The sequence below is a fragment of the Xenorhabdus griffiniae genome (assembly GCF_015163655.1).
GTDB classification, from domain to species: domain Bacteria; phylum Pseudomonadota; class Gammaproteobacteria; order Enterobacterales; family Enterobacteriaceae; genus Xenorhabdus; species Xenorhabdus griffiniae.
Genome location: NZ_JADEUF010000094.1, coordinates 1 through 15,946, shown reverse-complemented (window position 1 = coordinate 15,946; position 15,946 = coordinate 1). Strand labels below are relative to the sequence as shown.

The following is a 15,946-nucleotide window of genomic DNA, read 5'->3' as shown; positions in this document are numbered from 1 at the left end:
GACCCTGCCGGGCGTAAATCCTGCACATTCCCGTCACCATCAATCTGCGCAATCGCAAACACATAATGCGGATAGCCCGCGGCATCTACGTAGTTTTTTAACTCATTAGATACCGTAATTTTAACGGCTGTTTGCCACTGACTCATCAGGTTGCCCTGATAGCTAAAGTCGGCGTACACACGGGTATGGCGCAGGCTATTTAACGTCTGGTCAAATTCCAGCACCCCACGCAATCCTCCAACATAAGCCAGCCCTTTTTTGACAAGATATTGTTCGCCCTGACGCACCACGGCAAAGCCCTCACCGAAGAACGCCGCTTCGCCGTAGCTGTCGGTGTTAATCAGGCGTTGCATTTCATCCATACCGGACAAACGGGCGGTAAAATCAATCTGCCAGGTTTCAGCAGTCGTGGTAATGGCGGTTTCGATAGCGGCACCGTCAAACTCCAGCAAGAAAGAGCGGGTTAAGACATTGCCCTGTAACCCGTTGGCGGTCTTGATTTTCTTCTGGGTGGGGGCATGGGTGATCATACCGATAACCCCCGACGCCTGATTGATAAGCCCTATCCAGTTAAACTCAAAATCACCGACTTCCGTACCCAGTGTGACGCTGTAGGCCACGGCGTTCTCACTGGTAAGCCCGGTTTTATTGACCGCTTGACGGTGCACAATTTGGTTTTGTGCCGGCAATTTCTCATCACGGTTGATGGGTTGCGCGGGATCTAACTCCGGTACATAAGCAAAGACAAACTCGTCCAGTACCACGGGATTGCCCGCGGCGACTTGTTGTGCCTTCCATTTTTCAAAGTCCAGGGTAATCACTGAGGACATGTTTTATTTCCTTATAATGACGCACCGTAGGTCACGTTCGGTGCGGTACGTTCCTTGAGGCTGGCATGGTCACAGACAGCAACGCCTGCAATATGCCCGACCCGAAATAACAGGGGTTGAGTCGGGAGGGCGGCGGCATAACAGCAATAGTCTGCGCCCACGCTCCCCACACGCATGATTAACTGATTTTTGGCGATCACTTCAAAGCGGTAGCGACGACAGGTGCGGCCATACTGACGGATGACATTCATCAACAAATCGGGGTTAGCCGCTATCTGGCCGTCACTGAGACGCAGGATAATCACATCCCAGTCAATGTCCGGCTGGCGCTCTAGTAACTCCACATAGCCCACGCCCAGACGCTCAAAGATGGCAATAAAGCCTGCAATGCTGCCTGCGTCTCTGGCATTGATAAAGGCATACTTCACCCGCTTGCGAAACAACGCCAGCGGCTCGCCGTTAAAACGCCGGATATCCCGCTGGTAGGCCAGCATCGATAACAGCGCTTCGGAGCAGGTTTCCGCATCCAGTTGCGCCAGCGGCCATTTAAGCCAGCGATAAACCGCTGTCCAGAATACCCGCGCTGCATTGAGCAGTTTGGCGGGTTCGCCCTTATCCATCCATGAAGGTAAGGCCAGCCGCTTAAGTCGCTCCCTGAATTCAGACATTCTTCACCTCCACAAACAACGATTGCAGCCGGGGCACACTCAGGTCACTGAGAATATCGCCCAATGAAAAGGTCAGTGATTCAATCTCAGTGAATTCACGGTGTATCTCACGCCCCAGGTTCGAAAATGAAAAGCGTGAGTACGGCCAGGTCTTTTTAACCTGATAGTCCGTATTTTCCCGAAAGGCGCAGCGGATCAGGTTGGTAACATCCGTTTTCAACGTGGCGATTTGTTCCTGGCTGTAGTTCGCCAAATTCGCCACAAACAGCGTGACAGCCAAGGCATGATGCGTTTCCGGCATGGGCAGGCACTGCATATCATCGCCGTGACCGTGATGGCCCTGATTGCTGATGTAATCGTTGACCGCCTCAATAAAGGGCTGGCTAATCACCCCCGAATCCAGCAACAAATAGGCATTGGCGGTGCCTGCCCCACGCGGCGCATCGTGTAAAAAGAAGATGCGGTCAATGCTTAAGCCTGCCACCGTGGCAATCATGCCCCGGTAAACCGCATCGGTATGGTAGTTACCCACCAAGTTATACTGGTTGCGGCAACGGTCACGCAGATCATCATCGGACTCGGCGTCTGCGCCGGGCGTTAACAGCCAGCCTTCTTCATTCTGCACACGTTCAATGCCGGACACGGCCACAGGCAGAATGCGAAAATAACCCGGCGCCAAATTGAAAGCCCCACCCGCGGCGTCTGCTGTCACGGGCAGCAAAGCACTGCTGCCCCCTTCGGCTATCACGACACTTTCCATGGTGCTGACCCGATAGATTTCGCCATTAATACGTTCCGTCTGGATCACCGTTCCGGCAGGCACGGTCACCGCCGAAGCGCCCGCGGCTTTATAAAAGCGGATCACGCCCAATGCAGCCGATGCGGGCTTACGTTTCAGGTTCACGCCCCAGGCGAACATATCCAGCCAGGTATCCGATGCTGTCGCCAGATACATGTTTTTCAAGGTGACGTTAATCAACGCTTCCTTAAGCCACAGCACAGGGCGCGTCACCATCGTGTTAACCAGCCGCCAGAACGGGGACATGCGCGAGGTGTTGGTCACCAAACCCGCTTCATCCACAACCTTGGCAAAAGCGGCGGTGATTTCGGTTTCCGTGGTCGGCATCCCGCTGTCACGCAAGACCTTCTCATAATCTATCGTCGGTTTAGTGTCCATGCCCCACACTCACACTGATATGGCCAAAATCGTAGGTTTCCGCCGTGATCCATAACTTAGTCGGCGACTCTTCGTTAATGATGACCGTGCCCGGAATAATCCGTTCATCATCTTCAACCAGGATCTCTATCTGGGTGCGAATGTCCGCACGCAGTGTCGGGCTGCGCTCGGCCACCAGTTCCGTGGCAAGGCCGCTTTCAAGGATGGCATGAACACAATCCTGCCCGACTGACACGCGGTTATTGCAAAATTGCGGTTCGTTGCCTGAGTTGAGCGTGAAATTGCCGCCCGTGATCAATAAATCAATGTATTTCGGCTCATCCATAAGCCACCTGTTCCCATTCCGTGAGCTGAGCCGGTGTGACGTTGCCCTTCACATTCAGCGTCACATTTTCAATCCGGCGGCTGTTATCCGTGATGGTCTGTGAATTCGTTGTCACCGCTTTCATCAGACCCTGCTTGCCAATGCCCTGCTTTTTCCCGCCCGTTAATACGCCCTCGGTTTCGGGCGGCTTCATGGCTTTCACCGGCCGGATCATCGCCTGGGGCTGCCCCGACAAAATCCCGTTGGGTTGCGTCATTATTTTGGGGTGATTTGCGCCCATGCCCATATTGGGTACTGTCGCCCCTCCCATGACTTTGGGCTGTTCCTGCACCGGAGCCGCCGCTTTTCCGGTCGGTTCGGTGACTGTTTTTTCAATGGCCTGGGTTTCAATATTGATACCCGGAATGTAATTCAGTTTGTCGATAATCCAATTATAGGCGTCGCCAAATGATCCTTTTAGCCAGTCCCATAAGCCACTAAAGAGATTGCTGACACTGTCCACCATGCTGGAGAACGTATCCGCCAGTGAAAAGTTGCTGAACCAGTTACAAAGGTTATCCCACGCCTCGCCAATCCAAGCAAAAACCTTGCCGAAGATCTCCCCGACCCATTGCACACAAGCCGCGATAACCTTAAAGGCCGTCGTGTTCATGATGGCCGCCTTGATGGCATCCCAATGCTTAATCAGCAAATAAATGCCCACTGCCAGCAACGCAATCGCCGCGATAATCAGCAATACAGGCCATGTCATAAAGCTGAATGAGATACCCGCTAACATGGCCTGCATACGAACAGCCATCAAGGTATTGCGCAATATTCTCAGCCCGACGTTCCATACAGTAACAGCACCATTACAAAGCCAGACTGCCGCCGTCCACAGTTTCATCACCAGCGTACAGGCCGACCAAATGCCCTTAAGGCCAACCCAAATAAACTTAGACACGCCCATCACAATATTGGCCGCTGCCCCCGCTGCCGCAACACTCAATATGCCGATCGAGACATAACCAACCCAGCGGGCAATATTGGGAAACAGCTTCGCCCAGCGTACCAGTATCTGGCTGCCATCAGCCAGCTTATTGATTAACGGTTTGATCACTGGCAGCAAGGTTGAACCAATGACAATGCGGATATTTTGCCAGATGGCTTGCAGCCGTTCCCACGGGTTCGCCATCCGTTCGGCCATTTCACGGGTGCGTTTCATTCCATCGTTGGCACCCAGTGCGGTCATGTTCTTGCGCAGGGCATCGACATTGCCGAAAAGCTGTTTGACCACCACGGCCGAATCGCCAAAGGCTTCCTCAATTTCTGCCTGCGCTTTCAGGTTGCCTTCAATGCTCTTGCCGTATTTAGCCTGGAGCTTTTCCAGCATTTCCGGCATCGACAGCAATTTGCCGGAAGCATGAGTAAAACTTAAGCCCAGCTTTTTGCCGCCCGCTTCCGCACTGGTGACAAAGGATTCATATGCGCCACTGGATTCACTGCCCAGCGAACGTTGCAATTCCCCCAACACGGCCAACTGCTCATCAATACCGACACCAAACTGTGTCCCGGCCGCACGTGCCCCTTCCATCGCATCCGCAATGTCGGTCATGGACATGCCGAACGTTTTTGACATCACCACCGCCTTGCCTGCCAGTTGTTCCGCAAACTGAACATGCCCGACGGCATTCGCCTGCTCGGAGAACTGGGCAAACATTTTCCCCATATAGGCGCTGGCATCACTGGCACTGGATTTCAGGGCGGCGGCGGTCGTGTTGGCAATGTTAGTCATCTGAGGCAGATCGCTTTGTGACAACACACCAATCGCCTTGCTGATTTCCGACGCTGACTGCACAAACTCAATGGACGATTTGCCATACTGAGAGCTAAACGTCATGGCGTCTTTGGCAACCTTATCCATCACGCTACTGTCAATGCCCTGCAAAGACGCCGATTTCAGTGCTTCGTCCATTTCAATGGCCGGATCAAGAAAGCCCTTAATAGACCAGAACGACGCAGCCAGTCCCGCCCCGCCCACGGCCAATTTCTCAAAGGCACCGTGGGAAGACTGGGCAAACCCTGACACCGCCGCCTGGGCTTTCGCCAGCGGTTGGGTAATTTTATCAATCAGGCTTAAGGTAAAATCTAATTGCCCACTCATGGTTCACCCTTGAACGCCAATGCAATGCCGTTGGCCGTCGCAATGCGCCTATTTTCCCAATAACGATTATCCAGCCAAATAGCACGGGCTAAATTTTCCGTATTATCTTTTTCATGCGGTAAATAATGACGGCGTAATATTAATGCCTGCTCAAATAAACTTTGGTCAATTACCTTAACCCGTGCATTTAGTTTTTTATTTCGATTTCCAGTTTAGGCGCATATTCCGAATTGACGCGTTCCACAATCTGCATGGCCGCACCGGGGATTTGCAGGAACTCATCCAGCGCGGCCTTCGATGCGGGCTGCACGATGCGGCGCAAGTAAGTGACAATCGGCACAATTTTATTATCCAGCGTCATATCATTAATCATGCTGTTATAGGCAATAATATTCGGTTCAAAATGAATTTCTTTTTCTGCAATAATTAACGTAACAATTTTATTTTCTTTACTCATGATTTAATTCCTTTCTTTTATTGATTTCATCCACTAATTGATTATTTCGGGCGGCGCAACGGCCATATAATTCGGCATAATCTATTAATACAGTCGCTAAGTTATTTCCGGTTATTCCGGTCAGTTTCGGTAATACTGCCGGACATTTTGTCAGCAGGTTTTCCTGATAAGGTTCGCCCGATGGTGTCGGCGGCGTCGTTGTACAGCCGGACAAACTCAGGGCTAACGCAATCAGTAGTAAAAACAGGCTTAACCACTTCAGTACGAATTTCTCGTGGGGCGGCATGGGCGATCCCCTCCAGTTTATCTTCCAGTTGCCGGGCGGAGGCGCTGGATATGGCCTGCAACTCCTGACGCATGGCGTCTTTCGCGCTTGTCGCTGCCCGTGCAATATTCAGCTCGATGCTGTCACGGTAGTAGTGGTTGATGCGCCAGCCAGCGCCAAACGCCAGAGCCAGACCGACAGCATACAGCGTCCATGCTTTTGGCATCATTTCACCCCGTTATGGGCCAGCGAGAAATGATTGCCATCGGGACGGGAGAAACGCCCGCCCCATGTGCCGCCAAGCGATTCCCAATATTCCCCCAAAGGCAAGTAGGCCTGACTGTGGGTCTGGTATTTGCCCTGGATAAACAGATTAAGATCAACCGCCAGACGCTGGGTATGCAGGCTATTGGCAATGCCCGTCCCTTTTTGCGCATTCAACTTCGCCTGCTCTGGTGTCCGGTAGGCTTCCCCGAACGTCACGCGGTAGCCGCGCTCATCCGCCCATAAAATCAGTTGGGCGATCAAGATGGCAAATAACTGCTGTTTCTCACTCAGTGTCATTGCTTTAACTTCCCTGTCAATAAGGCGCTGCCACGCTTCTGTAACCAGACCTCAACCAGCTGATAGCCGGCGATCCCTAATGCGCTGCCAATTCCGGTGACCGCTACCGGGCTGATACCCGGCCACCAAATCAGCAAGGCGCCTGCCATCACCGACACCGCCGAACCGAGGATCACGCGACCGATAAACAGCCGTAAAGTGATGGGTTCATTGCCGGTCAGCATCTTGCCTAACGCAATCAGTGCCCCCAATAGCACGAGCGTCACAAAGGTTTTTTCATGTTCTTCCATGAACTGCCATCCTTAGCCAATCAAACTTTGTGTCAGTTCCGCTTCCAGATAGGGAATGCCATTAATGCGCACAAAGTCAGGACTGGTAACCACAAACTTGACTTTGTGAGTCATGACACTGCCCCCTTTCGGATCAACGTCCAAAATATCACTGACAATCAGCTTGCAACCGTAGGCTTCAACCTTGATTTCCTCGTTGCCTGCCTTGGCATACCACATCAGGTCAACGGGCTGAATGCCGCGCCATGAACCCGCCGAACGGGCTTTGGCGGTCACAATCTCCAGGTATTTGGTGCTGAGTTCAATTTCCCCTTCCGCCGCCACATCCCCGGCGATATAGCCATCCGGTACACCCTGCGTCTGCGCGGCGGCGGTGTTGTCGGTAATGGACAGGTTGACCTTTTCAGCATGAACCAGATCCCCGTCCATATTAAAATCAATCGACTGGCCTGAAATACGTTGGCTCATGCGCTTTTCTCCAGCTGGTTGTCCAGCAACAAACTGACCGATATCCCTTTCGGGCATTCATAAGTACGGATAGTGATATAAATCTCCACCGTGTTTTTATTGCGCCAGGTGATAGCGACATCGCCGTCTTTCGGTGACTTCACTTCACCGGGGAACGTGACCCCGTTAATTTCGGTGCTGCGTGACATTTCACGTAAGGTGCGGGCAAAGTAAGCCTGGTGCGTGGCGATACTGCCCGGTGTACTGTTTAAGCTACGGTCGGCAATTTTGGCAATCGCCTGCAACCGCACACGGCGTGCAACCTTATCCACGACACGCAAATTTTCGATGCTCTGGTAGTCCCCGCCTTCCACGTCCAGTGTGCGGCCATCTGACCAGTACAACCCGTCATAATCGGGATACCACATCGGCACACTGAAACGCAGTTTTTCCAGTGCCTGCAATGTTGCCAGATCAATTGGCTGGCCTGTGCCATCCAACGGGAAATCGGTAGAACCCAAATCCATCAAGGCCCCTGTCTGGACGCGCGCCGGGCTGTCGGCCACGGTGACGGCACGGTGACACAAACGCCCGGCCAGTACACCCGCCTCATTGCCCCACAGGCACGGCACCAGTTGCACCGAAGACACGGCTTCCCCTTTTTGTAGTTCAGCCAGACGGTTAACGTAATCCGCCCACGACTCCTTCGATTGCGGGCCATCCACCGCCAGAAGCGCCCATTGCCAGCGGCCAAACTGGGCGATGGTATTGGCACGCAAGGTTTGTGCTGCCTTGATCATAGCCTTATTGGCCCCTACCGTCAGGACATAGCCTTCAACGCTGGCGACCGTCTGCGCCGCGTTCACGGCCTTGATAAAGGCCAGTTCATCCGCCGCTTCGGGCAGAATATGCACATAGCCTGACCAGTTTTGCCCCGCGTTGGCCATCGCTGCCAGTACATGACGTTTGAGGGCGGTTTGTGCCGTGCCCAGCACGGCATCAAAGTCCGTCTGGGTATTGACGGCAATCGTCTTGCCGACGTGGGTTTTTCCCGTCCCGACAAAGAGCAAGACCCGCTCAATTTCCTTGGTTTCGCCTTGCAGTTGGTTAACCTGGTTAACCTGAACATGTGGCCACATTGTTTTATCCTTAATTCATGTCTTGGGCTTTTACTTCCCAGCCATAGTTAATAGCTTGTAACTGTCTGACTAATGCTTTATTAAATTCATCATCATTCAGGCCTAAGAACGCACGGGCGGGAACATCAATCGTCCATGAGCTTTTAGCTGCTTTACCGCTCAGCTTGCGGATCTTTTCCCCAGCCTTAATAAAGAGCATGTTTTCCGTGATCTCTTTAATGGTAGGTTTACGCAGCCTTTTTCCTTTCTTTACCTGATAGCCCAAATCCCGTAATTTTTTGGCCTGTTTAATGGTTGCTTTCCGCGTTAAATCGACAGTTTTTGCCTTATTGTCTTCTGATGCCGTTTTTCTGTTACGCCGCGTCCGCATCCCGTTTTGCTGAGCACCACCGACCAATCCCGCAGGAACAGGACTATTACCATTCCGATAATGCCCACCCTGCAAATAAAGCCGAACCGCGCTAATTTCCGGCATTTCCCGAATATGCAGCAATTTCGGCATATTTCGGAGCATCTTTTTGCGCCACGGGGTCTTTCGAGCAGGCCAGCTTTCGCCGTCCGGTGATCGCTGATTACGCACATTGCGTTTTGCTGCCTGAATCACGCCGTATTTTGCGATACGCCATAACAGGCGTTGGCGCTTTTTCGGTGGCATTTCGAGGCTATTAACCGCCTTTTTCAGCTCTTTTAGCTGAGATTGATTCAACTGACCATTCACAATCATGGTGTTTGTCCAATCTGGGCACCCGTCTCATCCACACTGTGCACCGCGCCTTGTTCAGCAAACCACACTTCGGTATCGGCCAGTGACCAGCGCTTGCCATCAAATGGGATCATGCCTTGCGGATCTTCCCGTATCACGACAGGCTCTGCCAGTGACAGCGACACCACGACAACCGCCGTGTTATCGTCCACTTCAACGGTCAGTGTCGGTTGTTCCTGCTCGACATTGGCATCACCGAAACGATTTCCCTGGGCGGTTAACCATGAATCAATCAGTAAGGGGATATTGCGCGGATCACACTCCCGATACGGAAAACGTCCCCAGGCAATCACCGCCTCATATTGCTGGACAAACATTTGGTATTGCCCCAGCCCTAAATCCCTCTGTGCCGGAATAAAGCGGATTTCATCCATTTCACTGGTAAATTCCGTCTCACAGATACGGGCGGGCAGGTTTTCCCGTAAAAATGCCGTTAGATGCTGTAATTTGCTCATATCGAACGCACCGTGACACGTTTATGCCCTTTCATATTGCGCAGTACCACCGCGGCCTCAGCCAGCAGGCGGGTGCGCACTTCCGGGCTTTCCTGTCCCGGATTGGGGGCACGGCTAACCAGTGAAGTATATTCCCCCAATAAGTCGGCTTTTGCCCTGGCATACACCGCTTTTTTATACTGGCTGACTATCGCTGTTTGCCCGTTAATCGATACGCCCGGCACCTCAGCGGCCGTCGAGTAACCTTGGAGCTTTAAACGCATTTTCAACACCATTAGAGCAAGGTTGATTTCGGCTACTGTTGCCAGTAACGCATTCGCCAACATGTCATTATCTAAATCCGCAGGTAGCTTGCGATGCTCCTGAAATTCACGCAAATTCAAGTCCGGCCAAAAACCATCATTAGTCAGCGGGGCATCCCGATAATCCACCGTGTTGCCATTAAACATCGGTCATTCTCTCCCTGAAAAAAAAGCGGGCTGTCCGGTTTCCACGGCCATCAGCAATCAATTGCTTTGCCTCCACCGCGCCCGCTCCGGCTTGCGGTAGTCGTTATTGATTAAGGCTGAGCGTTTCGTTTGTCAGTGCCCGTATCCGGGCGGCGATCCGTTGTCGATAGGTTTTTACCCCCGATGCCGGATTGTACTGATGGGCTGTTGCCAGCCAGCTATCTGCCTGCGCCAGCACATCCAGACTCTCCACGCTACTTGCCTTAATGTCGGCGTTATCCCCTTTTAGCAGGCGTAAGGCCGCGAATTTGTAGTATTTGGCCTTGATTTTCTCGTGAACTTTCCATTTTTCGGTGACATTGTGAAATGTCCTTGAAAAATAGGGTTCGACGGGGTTTCCGGCTTCGGCTTCCCGTTGTGCCCAAAGCAACACGGTGTCAGCCACAAAGGCCGGAAAACCACTACGAAAATGGTCGGGGGTGAGCTGTCCCTGCTCAATGGCAATGTCTGCCCAGTCCAGTCCCTGGTCAAACTCCCCGATATCAAATAACCAGATCACGCAGTAGACGAAAATCGGGTTACTGTACACCTCACCTTCATCAAGATAACGTTGTGCCGTGGGCAGGTAGTTGGGTAACAATTCCCGCCGTTTCATCTCAACCCGTTCTGCTGTGGTCAGTAACTCACGTAACCGCTTAACATCCTGCTCAATGGCACGGGCTTGCAGGTGCATACTTGCACCATCGGCAATGGCGACAGCTTGCTGCCGTGCCAGTTTCTGGCGCAGTTCAACCGCAGCACGGTGGCGTTGAGCAGGTGATAACATTATTTGTTACCCAAAGTTTCAGCCGGTTCAGCCACTGTCCCAATGGTGACGGCGTTCTCATCATAAGCGGCATACAATTCTGGTGTTTCCAGTGCGTAGCCTTCGTTGCGCAGGTATTTGTTTTCGAACTGCTTACGGTCATCGACAAACTCCGCCTTACGCTGACGGGTATTACGCTGGGTCAGAATTTGCAGGTTCGGCAACATCGTGACCACCATACGCTTCCCCGGCATAAAGGGTGGCACCATCGCCGGACGGCCTGCAATAGAGCTGCCCAACATCTGCGCCGCGATTTTTTCCGTTGGCCTATCGGCTGCTTGGTAAAGCCGGTATTGCTCTGCTGCCACCAAATCCGCGCCAACCAACACCGTTAAACGGGGATCATGGCGAAACTGCTGCGGAATGAGGGTGTTAATCAGGTCAGACGCCATCGCATCCAGTGATTTAAAATCACCGTGTTCATCCAGTTTTACGGCGGTCGTGACTACCTGCTTGCCCTTATTCCAGTCTTTAGCAATCTGATGCCAGCCCCGGTTAACGTCTTCTCCGTTCGGGTTGTCGTCCGGCTCGGTGGTGTCCGCTATTCCTTTGCCGTTAAAACCGATACGCAGCATATCCAGCGCAAAAGATTCATTGGTGAATGCCTGCATCTTCTGGAAGAACTCTTCTTCACTGCCGGAGTTCGCCCAGATAGAGAGCAAGTCCCATCTCAGCGCTGCCCCAGAATCGGTTTCGACCAGTTTAAATTCATTACCATCGACGCCCGTAGCACGGATAAAGCGACCATCTTTTTTACGCCCGGTAAAGAGTCCCGGATTACCCACTGATACCACCTGCCCGGAAAGGTGATCCACATCGGCACAGGTAATCATGTTAAGAAACTCGACCGATTCCAGCAGCGCACTGCGCAAAGCAGTTTCTTTGGGATCACTTAGTGCGAAGTAACGTGAAGTATCTTCTTCCCCATAGGATTGCGCTAACCCTGCCGTATATTTTTGCAAAAATGCTCTTGCCCTTTGATTTAGCATCACGTTTCCCTTAACTATTACAGAAAATTAAAACGGGCGTTTTTGTCGCCTTTTGGATTACGTGATGGTACACGGGTTGCTAGTGTGTCCAGCTTGCCGAAATTCTTCAAAATGGCAGGTAGGTTTTTACTCAGGCGCGCAAATTCTTCGGTATCGACCACTTCTTTCACGGTTTCGACATCTTCTACAACTTCTTCCTGCGTGGTTTCCATTGCTGCAACACGGGCTTCTAAATCAGCTACGGCCTGAGCCAGTGCCTGTAACGCATCATCGTTCGTGGTTTCAGTTGAAGTTTCTTCCTGCTCTGCAATACCAAAGCGACTACGCCATGTTTTCTTCGTGTTTTTAGCCATTTTTCTTCCCTTTTGCTTAAATTCCCTGACTTCATCAATCACCAGCGGTTTATAAGTACCAGACCGATGAGTTTTTTTCTTTTTACTAAACTGTAGGCGCGTAGTGCCCACACTAGCTGGCGAACTGGTGACAGCCAGCCCTTCCAGATATGATTTGCCTGTGCCGCGAAAGTTGCCGTCAGGCGTAAACTCCACCGAGGTAAACAGCAGTTGCCCGTCCCGGTTGGCGTCCAACAAACGGTGATTGGGTCGCAGTTGCGCATAAAGGCGTAACAGCCCATCGTCGCCCCGTTCGGCTTTGACCGCTAACACTTCCCCCATTGTGCCCATCCAGCGTTCATGCTCCGGCCAGATAAGCGCAGTATAGAGTTGCGGATCATAAAGCTCAGCCGCTTCCATAATCCATTCAGGCTCCATGACGCGACCGTCAACGGTGTCGCCCTCCATGGCAATACATATCCAGTTAGTCATTAACTGAGACATATCGTCGCATTCCTTTCGTTTGCTTCGGACACAGTATTGCGAATTCAATCGGCCTGCGCGAGTGGTGCAATTCGGATGAATTCGGATATCACGCATAACCGAATGTAACCGAAGTAAACCGAACGAAAGCCGCCTGCTCACCCTGCATAATGAGGGCACCAAGGAAAGGACGCTTAAGGATATGGCTAAATACTCTGATGAATTAATAAAAGTAGCGAAGTCGCTTTACCTGCGCCGCTATACGCCAGCTGAAATTGCCAGTGAGTTAAATCTGCCCAATCGGCGGATCATTTACTACTGGGCAGAAAAGTGGAACTGGGCAGATATGCTTAGCCATGAAAGTGTGATTGAGGCAGTTAATCGCCGTATCGCCCTGCTCAGTGAACGCAATGATAAAAATGCCGGAGAACTGGACGAACTCGACCGCCTGATAGCCCATCATGTCAAACTGATGGCACAGGAGAATAAACATAAAGAAAAGCTGGCTGAGATGAAGGTGCGGACACAATCCGGCAGTGACAACGATTCGACGTTCTCCGGGGACGGTGAACCGAAGAAAAAGAAACGCCAGCGTAAAAATGATATTTCCATGCTGACGGAAGAAGACTTCCAGCGGTTTGCTGATGAACAGCTCTTCGGCTATCAGAAGCACCTACGCAACAACCTCACCAAACAAATCAGAAACATCCTCAAGAGCCGACAGGTTGGCGCGACATGGTATTTTTCCTTTGAGGCATTTGAAAATGCGGTACTGACAGGCGATCCACAAATATTTATGTCGGCGTCCAAACCACAAGCCGAGGTCTTTCGTTCCTATATCGTCAATATTGCTGAACAATTTTTCGGTGTGACACTGACAGGTAACCCGATCCGCCTGAGCAACGGCGCGGAACTGCGTTTTTTATCCACCAATAAGAACACCGTTCAGGGTTATGCCGGGCATTTGTATTGTGATGAATATTTCTGGGTGCCTGATTTTAAGCGCATGAATGAAGTGGCTTCCGCAATGGCAACCCATGATCGCTGGCGTACCACCTATTTCTCAACGCCCAGTGCCAAAACACACCCGGCCTACCCGTTCTGGATGGGTGACGAGTGGCGCGGCAGCGATGCCAAACGTAAAAATGTGGTATTTCCCACGTTCAATGAGATGCGCAATGGCGGGCGGGATTGTCCTGATGGTCAGTGGCGTTATGTCATTACGCTGCAAGATGCCGTTAATGGCGGTTTTAACCTTGCCAGCATTGACCGCCTGCGTAATAAGTACAATGCTGATACCTTTAACATGCTGTATATGTGCCAATTTGTGGACAGTGGTGCATCCGTTTTCAAATATCACCAACTGGAAAAATGCCGGATAGATATCAACCTATGGGAAGATCACGACCCCAACGCGATGCGTCCGTTTGGTGAGCGTGAAGTTTGGGGCGGTTTCGACCCTGCCCGCTCCGGTGATACCTCCACCTTTGTGATTGTTGCCCCACCATTGATGGCAGTCGAAGCCTTCCGCGTCTTAGCCACGTTCTACTGGCAAGGTATGAACTGGAAGCACCAGGCGAAACTGATTGAAGAGCTGTTCAAGCGCTATCGGTTTACCCATATCGGCATCGATACCACGGGGATTGGGCACGGCGTCTATGAGATGGTGCAGGACTTTGCGCCACGACAAACCCAAGCCATTCACTACAGCCAGCAAAGCAAAAACCAACTGGTCATGAAGATGATCGACGTGGTCAGCGAAGAACGCCTTGAGTGGGACGGCGAACAAAAAGAAATTCTGGCCTCATTCCTGGCTATCCGCCATACGACCACGGGCAAAGGCGGAGCCATGACCTTTGTTGCCGACCGTTCACAGGAAACCGGGCACGCCGACGTATTCTGGGCACTCTCCCATGCCCTGATGAATGAACCACTGAATTACGAGAAGAAACGCACCTCCAAATACCAATTTTCAAAGGCAGCATGATGAGCAAGAAAAAGTTAAGGAAAACCGCCAAAGCAGCACAGACCAACAATCGTCAACGGAAAATGAGCCTGATCACGCTGGGTAAACCAGAGCCCATACTCACGACCCTGACGGATTACCAGAAAATCTGGTATGACAACGATTATGATCACTACACCTTGCCGATTGACCGTCTGGCACTGGCGCAACTGACCAATATGAACGGACAACACGGCGGCATTATCTACTCCCGCCACAATATGATTGCCTCGGATTACCTCGGCGGCGGGCTGAGCCACGAACAATTTAAATCAGCTGTGATTAATTTCCTGATTTTCGGGGATGTGGCCATCCTGAAAGTGCGCAACTTCTGGGGTGATATCGTGAGACTGGAGGTGCTGCCCTCCCTTTACCTGCGCCGCCGTAAAGACGGGGATTTTGTCGTATTGCAGGAAGGTGAGCCACTGGTTTACTCGCCGGAAGAAGTGATCTTCATCAAGCAATATGACCCACAGCAGCAGGTTTATGGCTTGCCGGATTATATCGGTGGCATTCATGCCGCGCTGCTCAACTCGGAAGCGACCATCTTTCGCCGTCGCTATTACCACAATGGCGCCCACACGGGCGGCATCATTTACACCAATGACCCTAATATCTCTGATGAAACCGAAGAAGAAATCATCTGGAAACTGCAACAAAGCAAGGGGATCGGCAACTTTGACACCTTGTTTGTGAATATTCCCAATGGCGATCCTGATGGCATCAAGTTTATTCCGGTCGGGGATATTTCCGCCAATGATGAATTTGCCAATGTCAAAAGCATCAGCTCACAAGATGTGCTGACTGCCCACCGATTCCCGGCTGGACTGGCGGGCATTATTCCGACCAATGCCGCCGGATTGGGTGATCCCGAAAAGGCACGGGCGGCCTATCGCCTGGATGAAGTTACCCCCGTTCAAAATATGTTCATGAATGCGATCAATCACCCTGATGTGCCAGAAATATTACACATCCGTTTTAAACAAGATAACGTAATTTCGGGTGAAGAATGAGCATAAAAATGGTAAAATCGCGTAAATTCGAGACATTAGGAATGAGGAACATGCGCGTATTAAAAATCATCTGCCCTGAGTGCGGCGCTAAGGCCGTCATTCGTAAAACCAACCGGATGCACCGCGAGATTGCGGATGTGTATTGTTCATGCGCTGATGTGGAGTGCGGCCATACGTTTGTGATGAACCTGACGTTCTCGCACACCATCAGCCCCAGTGCAAAAACGGGGGATATTTTGCTGCGAAATGTGATTAATCATCTCAGTTCGCAGCAACGCCAGATGGCG

Annotated in this window: 21 protein-coding genes; 3 read left to right on the top strand and 18 right to left on the bottom strand. The window is 51.7% G+C overall.

Going from position 1 to position 15,946, the window contains the following annotated elements; genetic code table 11:
• From IQ211_RS14095 to IQ211_RS14015, 18 genes are all read right to left on the bottom strand, one after another.
• A partial coding sequence (locus IQ211_RS14095; RefSeq protein ID WP_193836402.1) for a phage tail-collar fiber domain-containing protein occupies window positions 1-830 on the bottom strand: 830 nt, incomplete at its 3' end.
• 11 nt (window positions 831-841) lie between these two features.
• Window positions 842-1,498, bottom strand: a complete 657-nt coding sequence (locus IQ211_RS14090) for a phage tail protein (protein WP_193836400.1) — start codon at window positions 1,496-1,498, stop codon at window positions 842-844.
• Window positions 1,491-2,675, bottom strand: a complete 1,185-nt coding sequence (locus tag IQ211_RS14085) for a baseplate J/gp47 family protein (protein ID WP_193836398.1) — start codon at window positions 2,673-2,675, stop codon at window positions 1,491-1,493. The genes IQ211_RS14090 and IQ211_RS14085 overlap by 8 nt, the downstream gene beginning before the upstream one ends.
• Window positions 2,665-3,000, bottom strand: a complete 336-nt coding sequence (locus IQ211_RS14080; RefSeq protein ID WP_189761283.1) for a DUF2590 family protein — start codon at window positions 2,998-3,000, stop codon at window positions 2,665-2,667. The genes IQ211_RS14085 and IQ211_RS14080 overlap by 11 nt, the downstream gene beginning before the upstream one ends.
• On the bottom strand, window positions 2,993-5,143 hold the full coding sequence (locus IQ211_RS14075) for a phage tail tape measure protein (protein WP_193836396.1): 2,151 nt from the start codon (window positions 5,141-5,143) through the stop codon (window positions 2,993-2,995). Before IQ211_RS14075 ends, IQ211_RS14080 begins: the two co-directional genes overlap by 8 nt.
• On the bottom strand, window positions 5,140-5,283 hold the full coding sequence (locus IQ211_RS20185) for a DUF6890 family protein (RefSeq protein ID WP_420856246.1): 144 nt from the start codon (window positions 5,281-5,283) through the stop codon (window positions 5,140-5,142). Before IQ211_RS20185 ends, IQ211_RS14075 begins: the two co-directional genes overlap by 4 nt.
• A 47-nt stretch (window positions 5,284-5,330) precedes the next feature.
• Complete coding sequence (locus tag IQ211_RS14070) at window positions 5,331-5,600, bottom strand: putative phage tail assembly chaperone (protein WP_193836394.1); 270 nt, start codon at window positions 5,598-5,600, stop codon at window positions 5,331-5,333.
• A 101-nt stretch (window positions 5,601-5,701) separates the two neighbouring features.
• Window positions 5,702-6,094, bottom strand: coding sequence for a hypothetical protein (locus IQ211_RS14065; RefSeq protein WP_399478521.1), 393 nt, complete (start codon window positions 6,092-6,094; stop codon window positions 5,702-5,704).
• The gene (locus IQ211_RS14060; RefSeq protein WP_189761141.1) at window positions 6,091-6,429 is read right to left on the bottom strand and encodes a M15 family metallopeptidase; all 339 of its coding nucleotides are present in this window, start codon (window positions 6,427-6,429) and stop codon (window positions 6,091-6,093) included. Before IQ211_RS14060 ends, IQ211_RS14065 begins: the two co-directional genes overlap by 4 nt.
• The gene (locus tag IQ211_RS14055; protein WP_189761142.1) at window positions 6,426-6,719 is read right to left on the bottom strand and encodes a phage holin family protein; all 294 of its coding nucleotides are present in this window, start codon (window positions 6,717-6,719) and stop codon (window positions 6,426-6,428) included. Before IQ211_RS14055 ends, IQ211_RS14060 begins: the two co-directional genes overlap by 4 nt.
• Window positions 6,720-6,731: 12 nt before the next feature.
• Window positions 6,732-7,187 (bottom strand): DUF2597 family protein, encoded by a 456-nt coding sequence (locus IQ211_RS14050; protein ID WP_099117085.1) that lies wholly within the window; start codon window positions 7,185-7,187, stop codon window positions 6,732-6,734.
• Window positions 7,184-8,305 carry a DUF2586 domain-containing protein gene (locus IQ211_RS14045; RefSeq protein WP_189761143.1) on the bottom strand — a complete coding sequence of 374 codons (1,122 nt, stop codon included), beginning with the start codon at window positions 8,303-8,305 and terminating at the stop codon, window positions 7,184-7,186. Before IQ211_RS14045 ends, IQ211_RS14050 begins: the two co-directional genes overlap by 4 nt.
• 10 nt (window positions 8,306-8,315) lie before the next feature.
• On the bottom strand, window positions 8,316-9,029 hold the full coding sequence (locus IQ211_RS14040; protein WP_189761144.1) for a phage virion morphogenesis protein: 714 nt from the start codon (window positions 9,027-9,029) through the stop codon (window positions 8,316-8,318).
• Window positions 9,026-9,523: a phage tail protein gene (locus IQ211_RS14035; RefSeq protein ID WP_189761145.1), complete on the bottom strand. Its 498-nt coding sequence runs from the start codon at window positions 9,521-9,523 to the stop codon at window positions 9,026-9,028. Before IQ211_RS14035 ends, IQ211_RS14040 begins: the two co-directional genes overlap by 4 nt.
• The gene (locus IQ211_RS14030; protein WP_189761146.1) at window positions 9,520-9,972 is read right to left on the bottom strand and encodes a head completion/stabilization protein; all 453 of its coding nucleotides are present in this window, start codon (window positions 9,970-9,972) and stop codon (window positions 9,520-9,522) included. The genes IQ211_RS14035 and IQ211_RS14030 overlap by 4 nt, the downstream gene beginning before the upstream one ends.
• A gap of 103 nt (window positions 9,973-10,075) precedes the next feature.
• A complete protein-coding gene (gene gpM / locus IQ211_RS14025; RefSeq protein WP_189761147.1) occupies window positions 10,076-10,798 on the bottom strand; it encodes a phage terminase small subunit in 723 nt (240 codons plus the stop codon).
• Entirely contained in the window at window positions 10,798-11,829 is a 1,032-nt protein-coding gene (locus IQ211_RS14020) for a phage major capsid protein, P2 family (RefSeq protein WP_189761148.1), read from the bottom strand. Before IQ211_RS14020 ends, gpM begins: the two co-directional genes overlap by 1 nt.
• A gap of 14 nt (window positions 11,830-11,843) precedes the next feature.
• Window positions 11,844-12,662: a GPO family capsid scaffolding protein gene (locus tag IQ211_RS14015; protein ID WP_193836392.1), complete on the bottom strand. Its 819-nt coding sequence runs from the start codon at window positions 12,660-12,662 to the stop codon at window positions 11,844-11,846.
• 181 nt (window positions 12,663-12,843) lie between these two features.
• On the opposite strand from IQ211_RS14015, the gene IQ211_RS14010 reads away from it, so the two are divergent.
• The 3 genes from IQ211_RS14010 to IQ211_RS14000 all read left to right on the top strand — a co-directional run.
• The gene (locus tag IQ211_RS14010) at window positions 12,844-14,628 is read left to right on the top strand and encodes a terminase large subunit domain-containing protein (protein ID WP_189761266.1); all 1,785 of its coding nucleotides are present in this window, start codon (window positions 12,844-12,846) and stop codon (window positions 14,626-14,628) included.
• Window positions 14,628-15,659, top strand: coding sequence for a phage portal protein (locus tag IQ211_RS14005; RefSeq protein WP_189761267.1), 1,032 nt, complete (start codon window positions 14,628-14,630; stop codon window positions 15,657-15,659). Before IQ211_RS14010 ends, IQ211_RS14005 begins: the two co-directional genes overlap by 1 nt.
• Window positions 15,656-15,946 (top strand): Ogr/Delta-like zinc finger protein (locus IQ211_RS14000; RefSeq protein WP_420856245.1); only part of this gene is annotated, 291 nt, incomplete at its 3' end. The genes IQ211_RS14005 and IQ211_RS14000, both read left to right, overlap by 4 nt.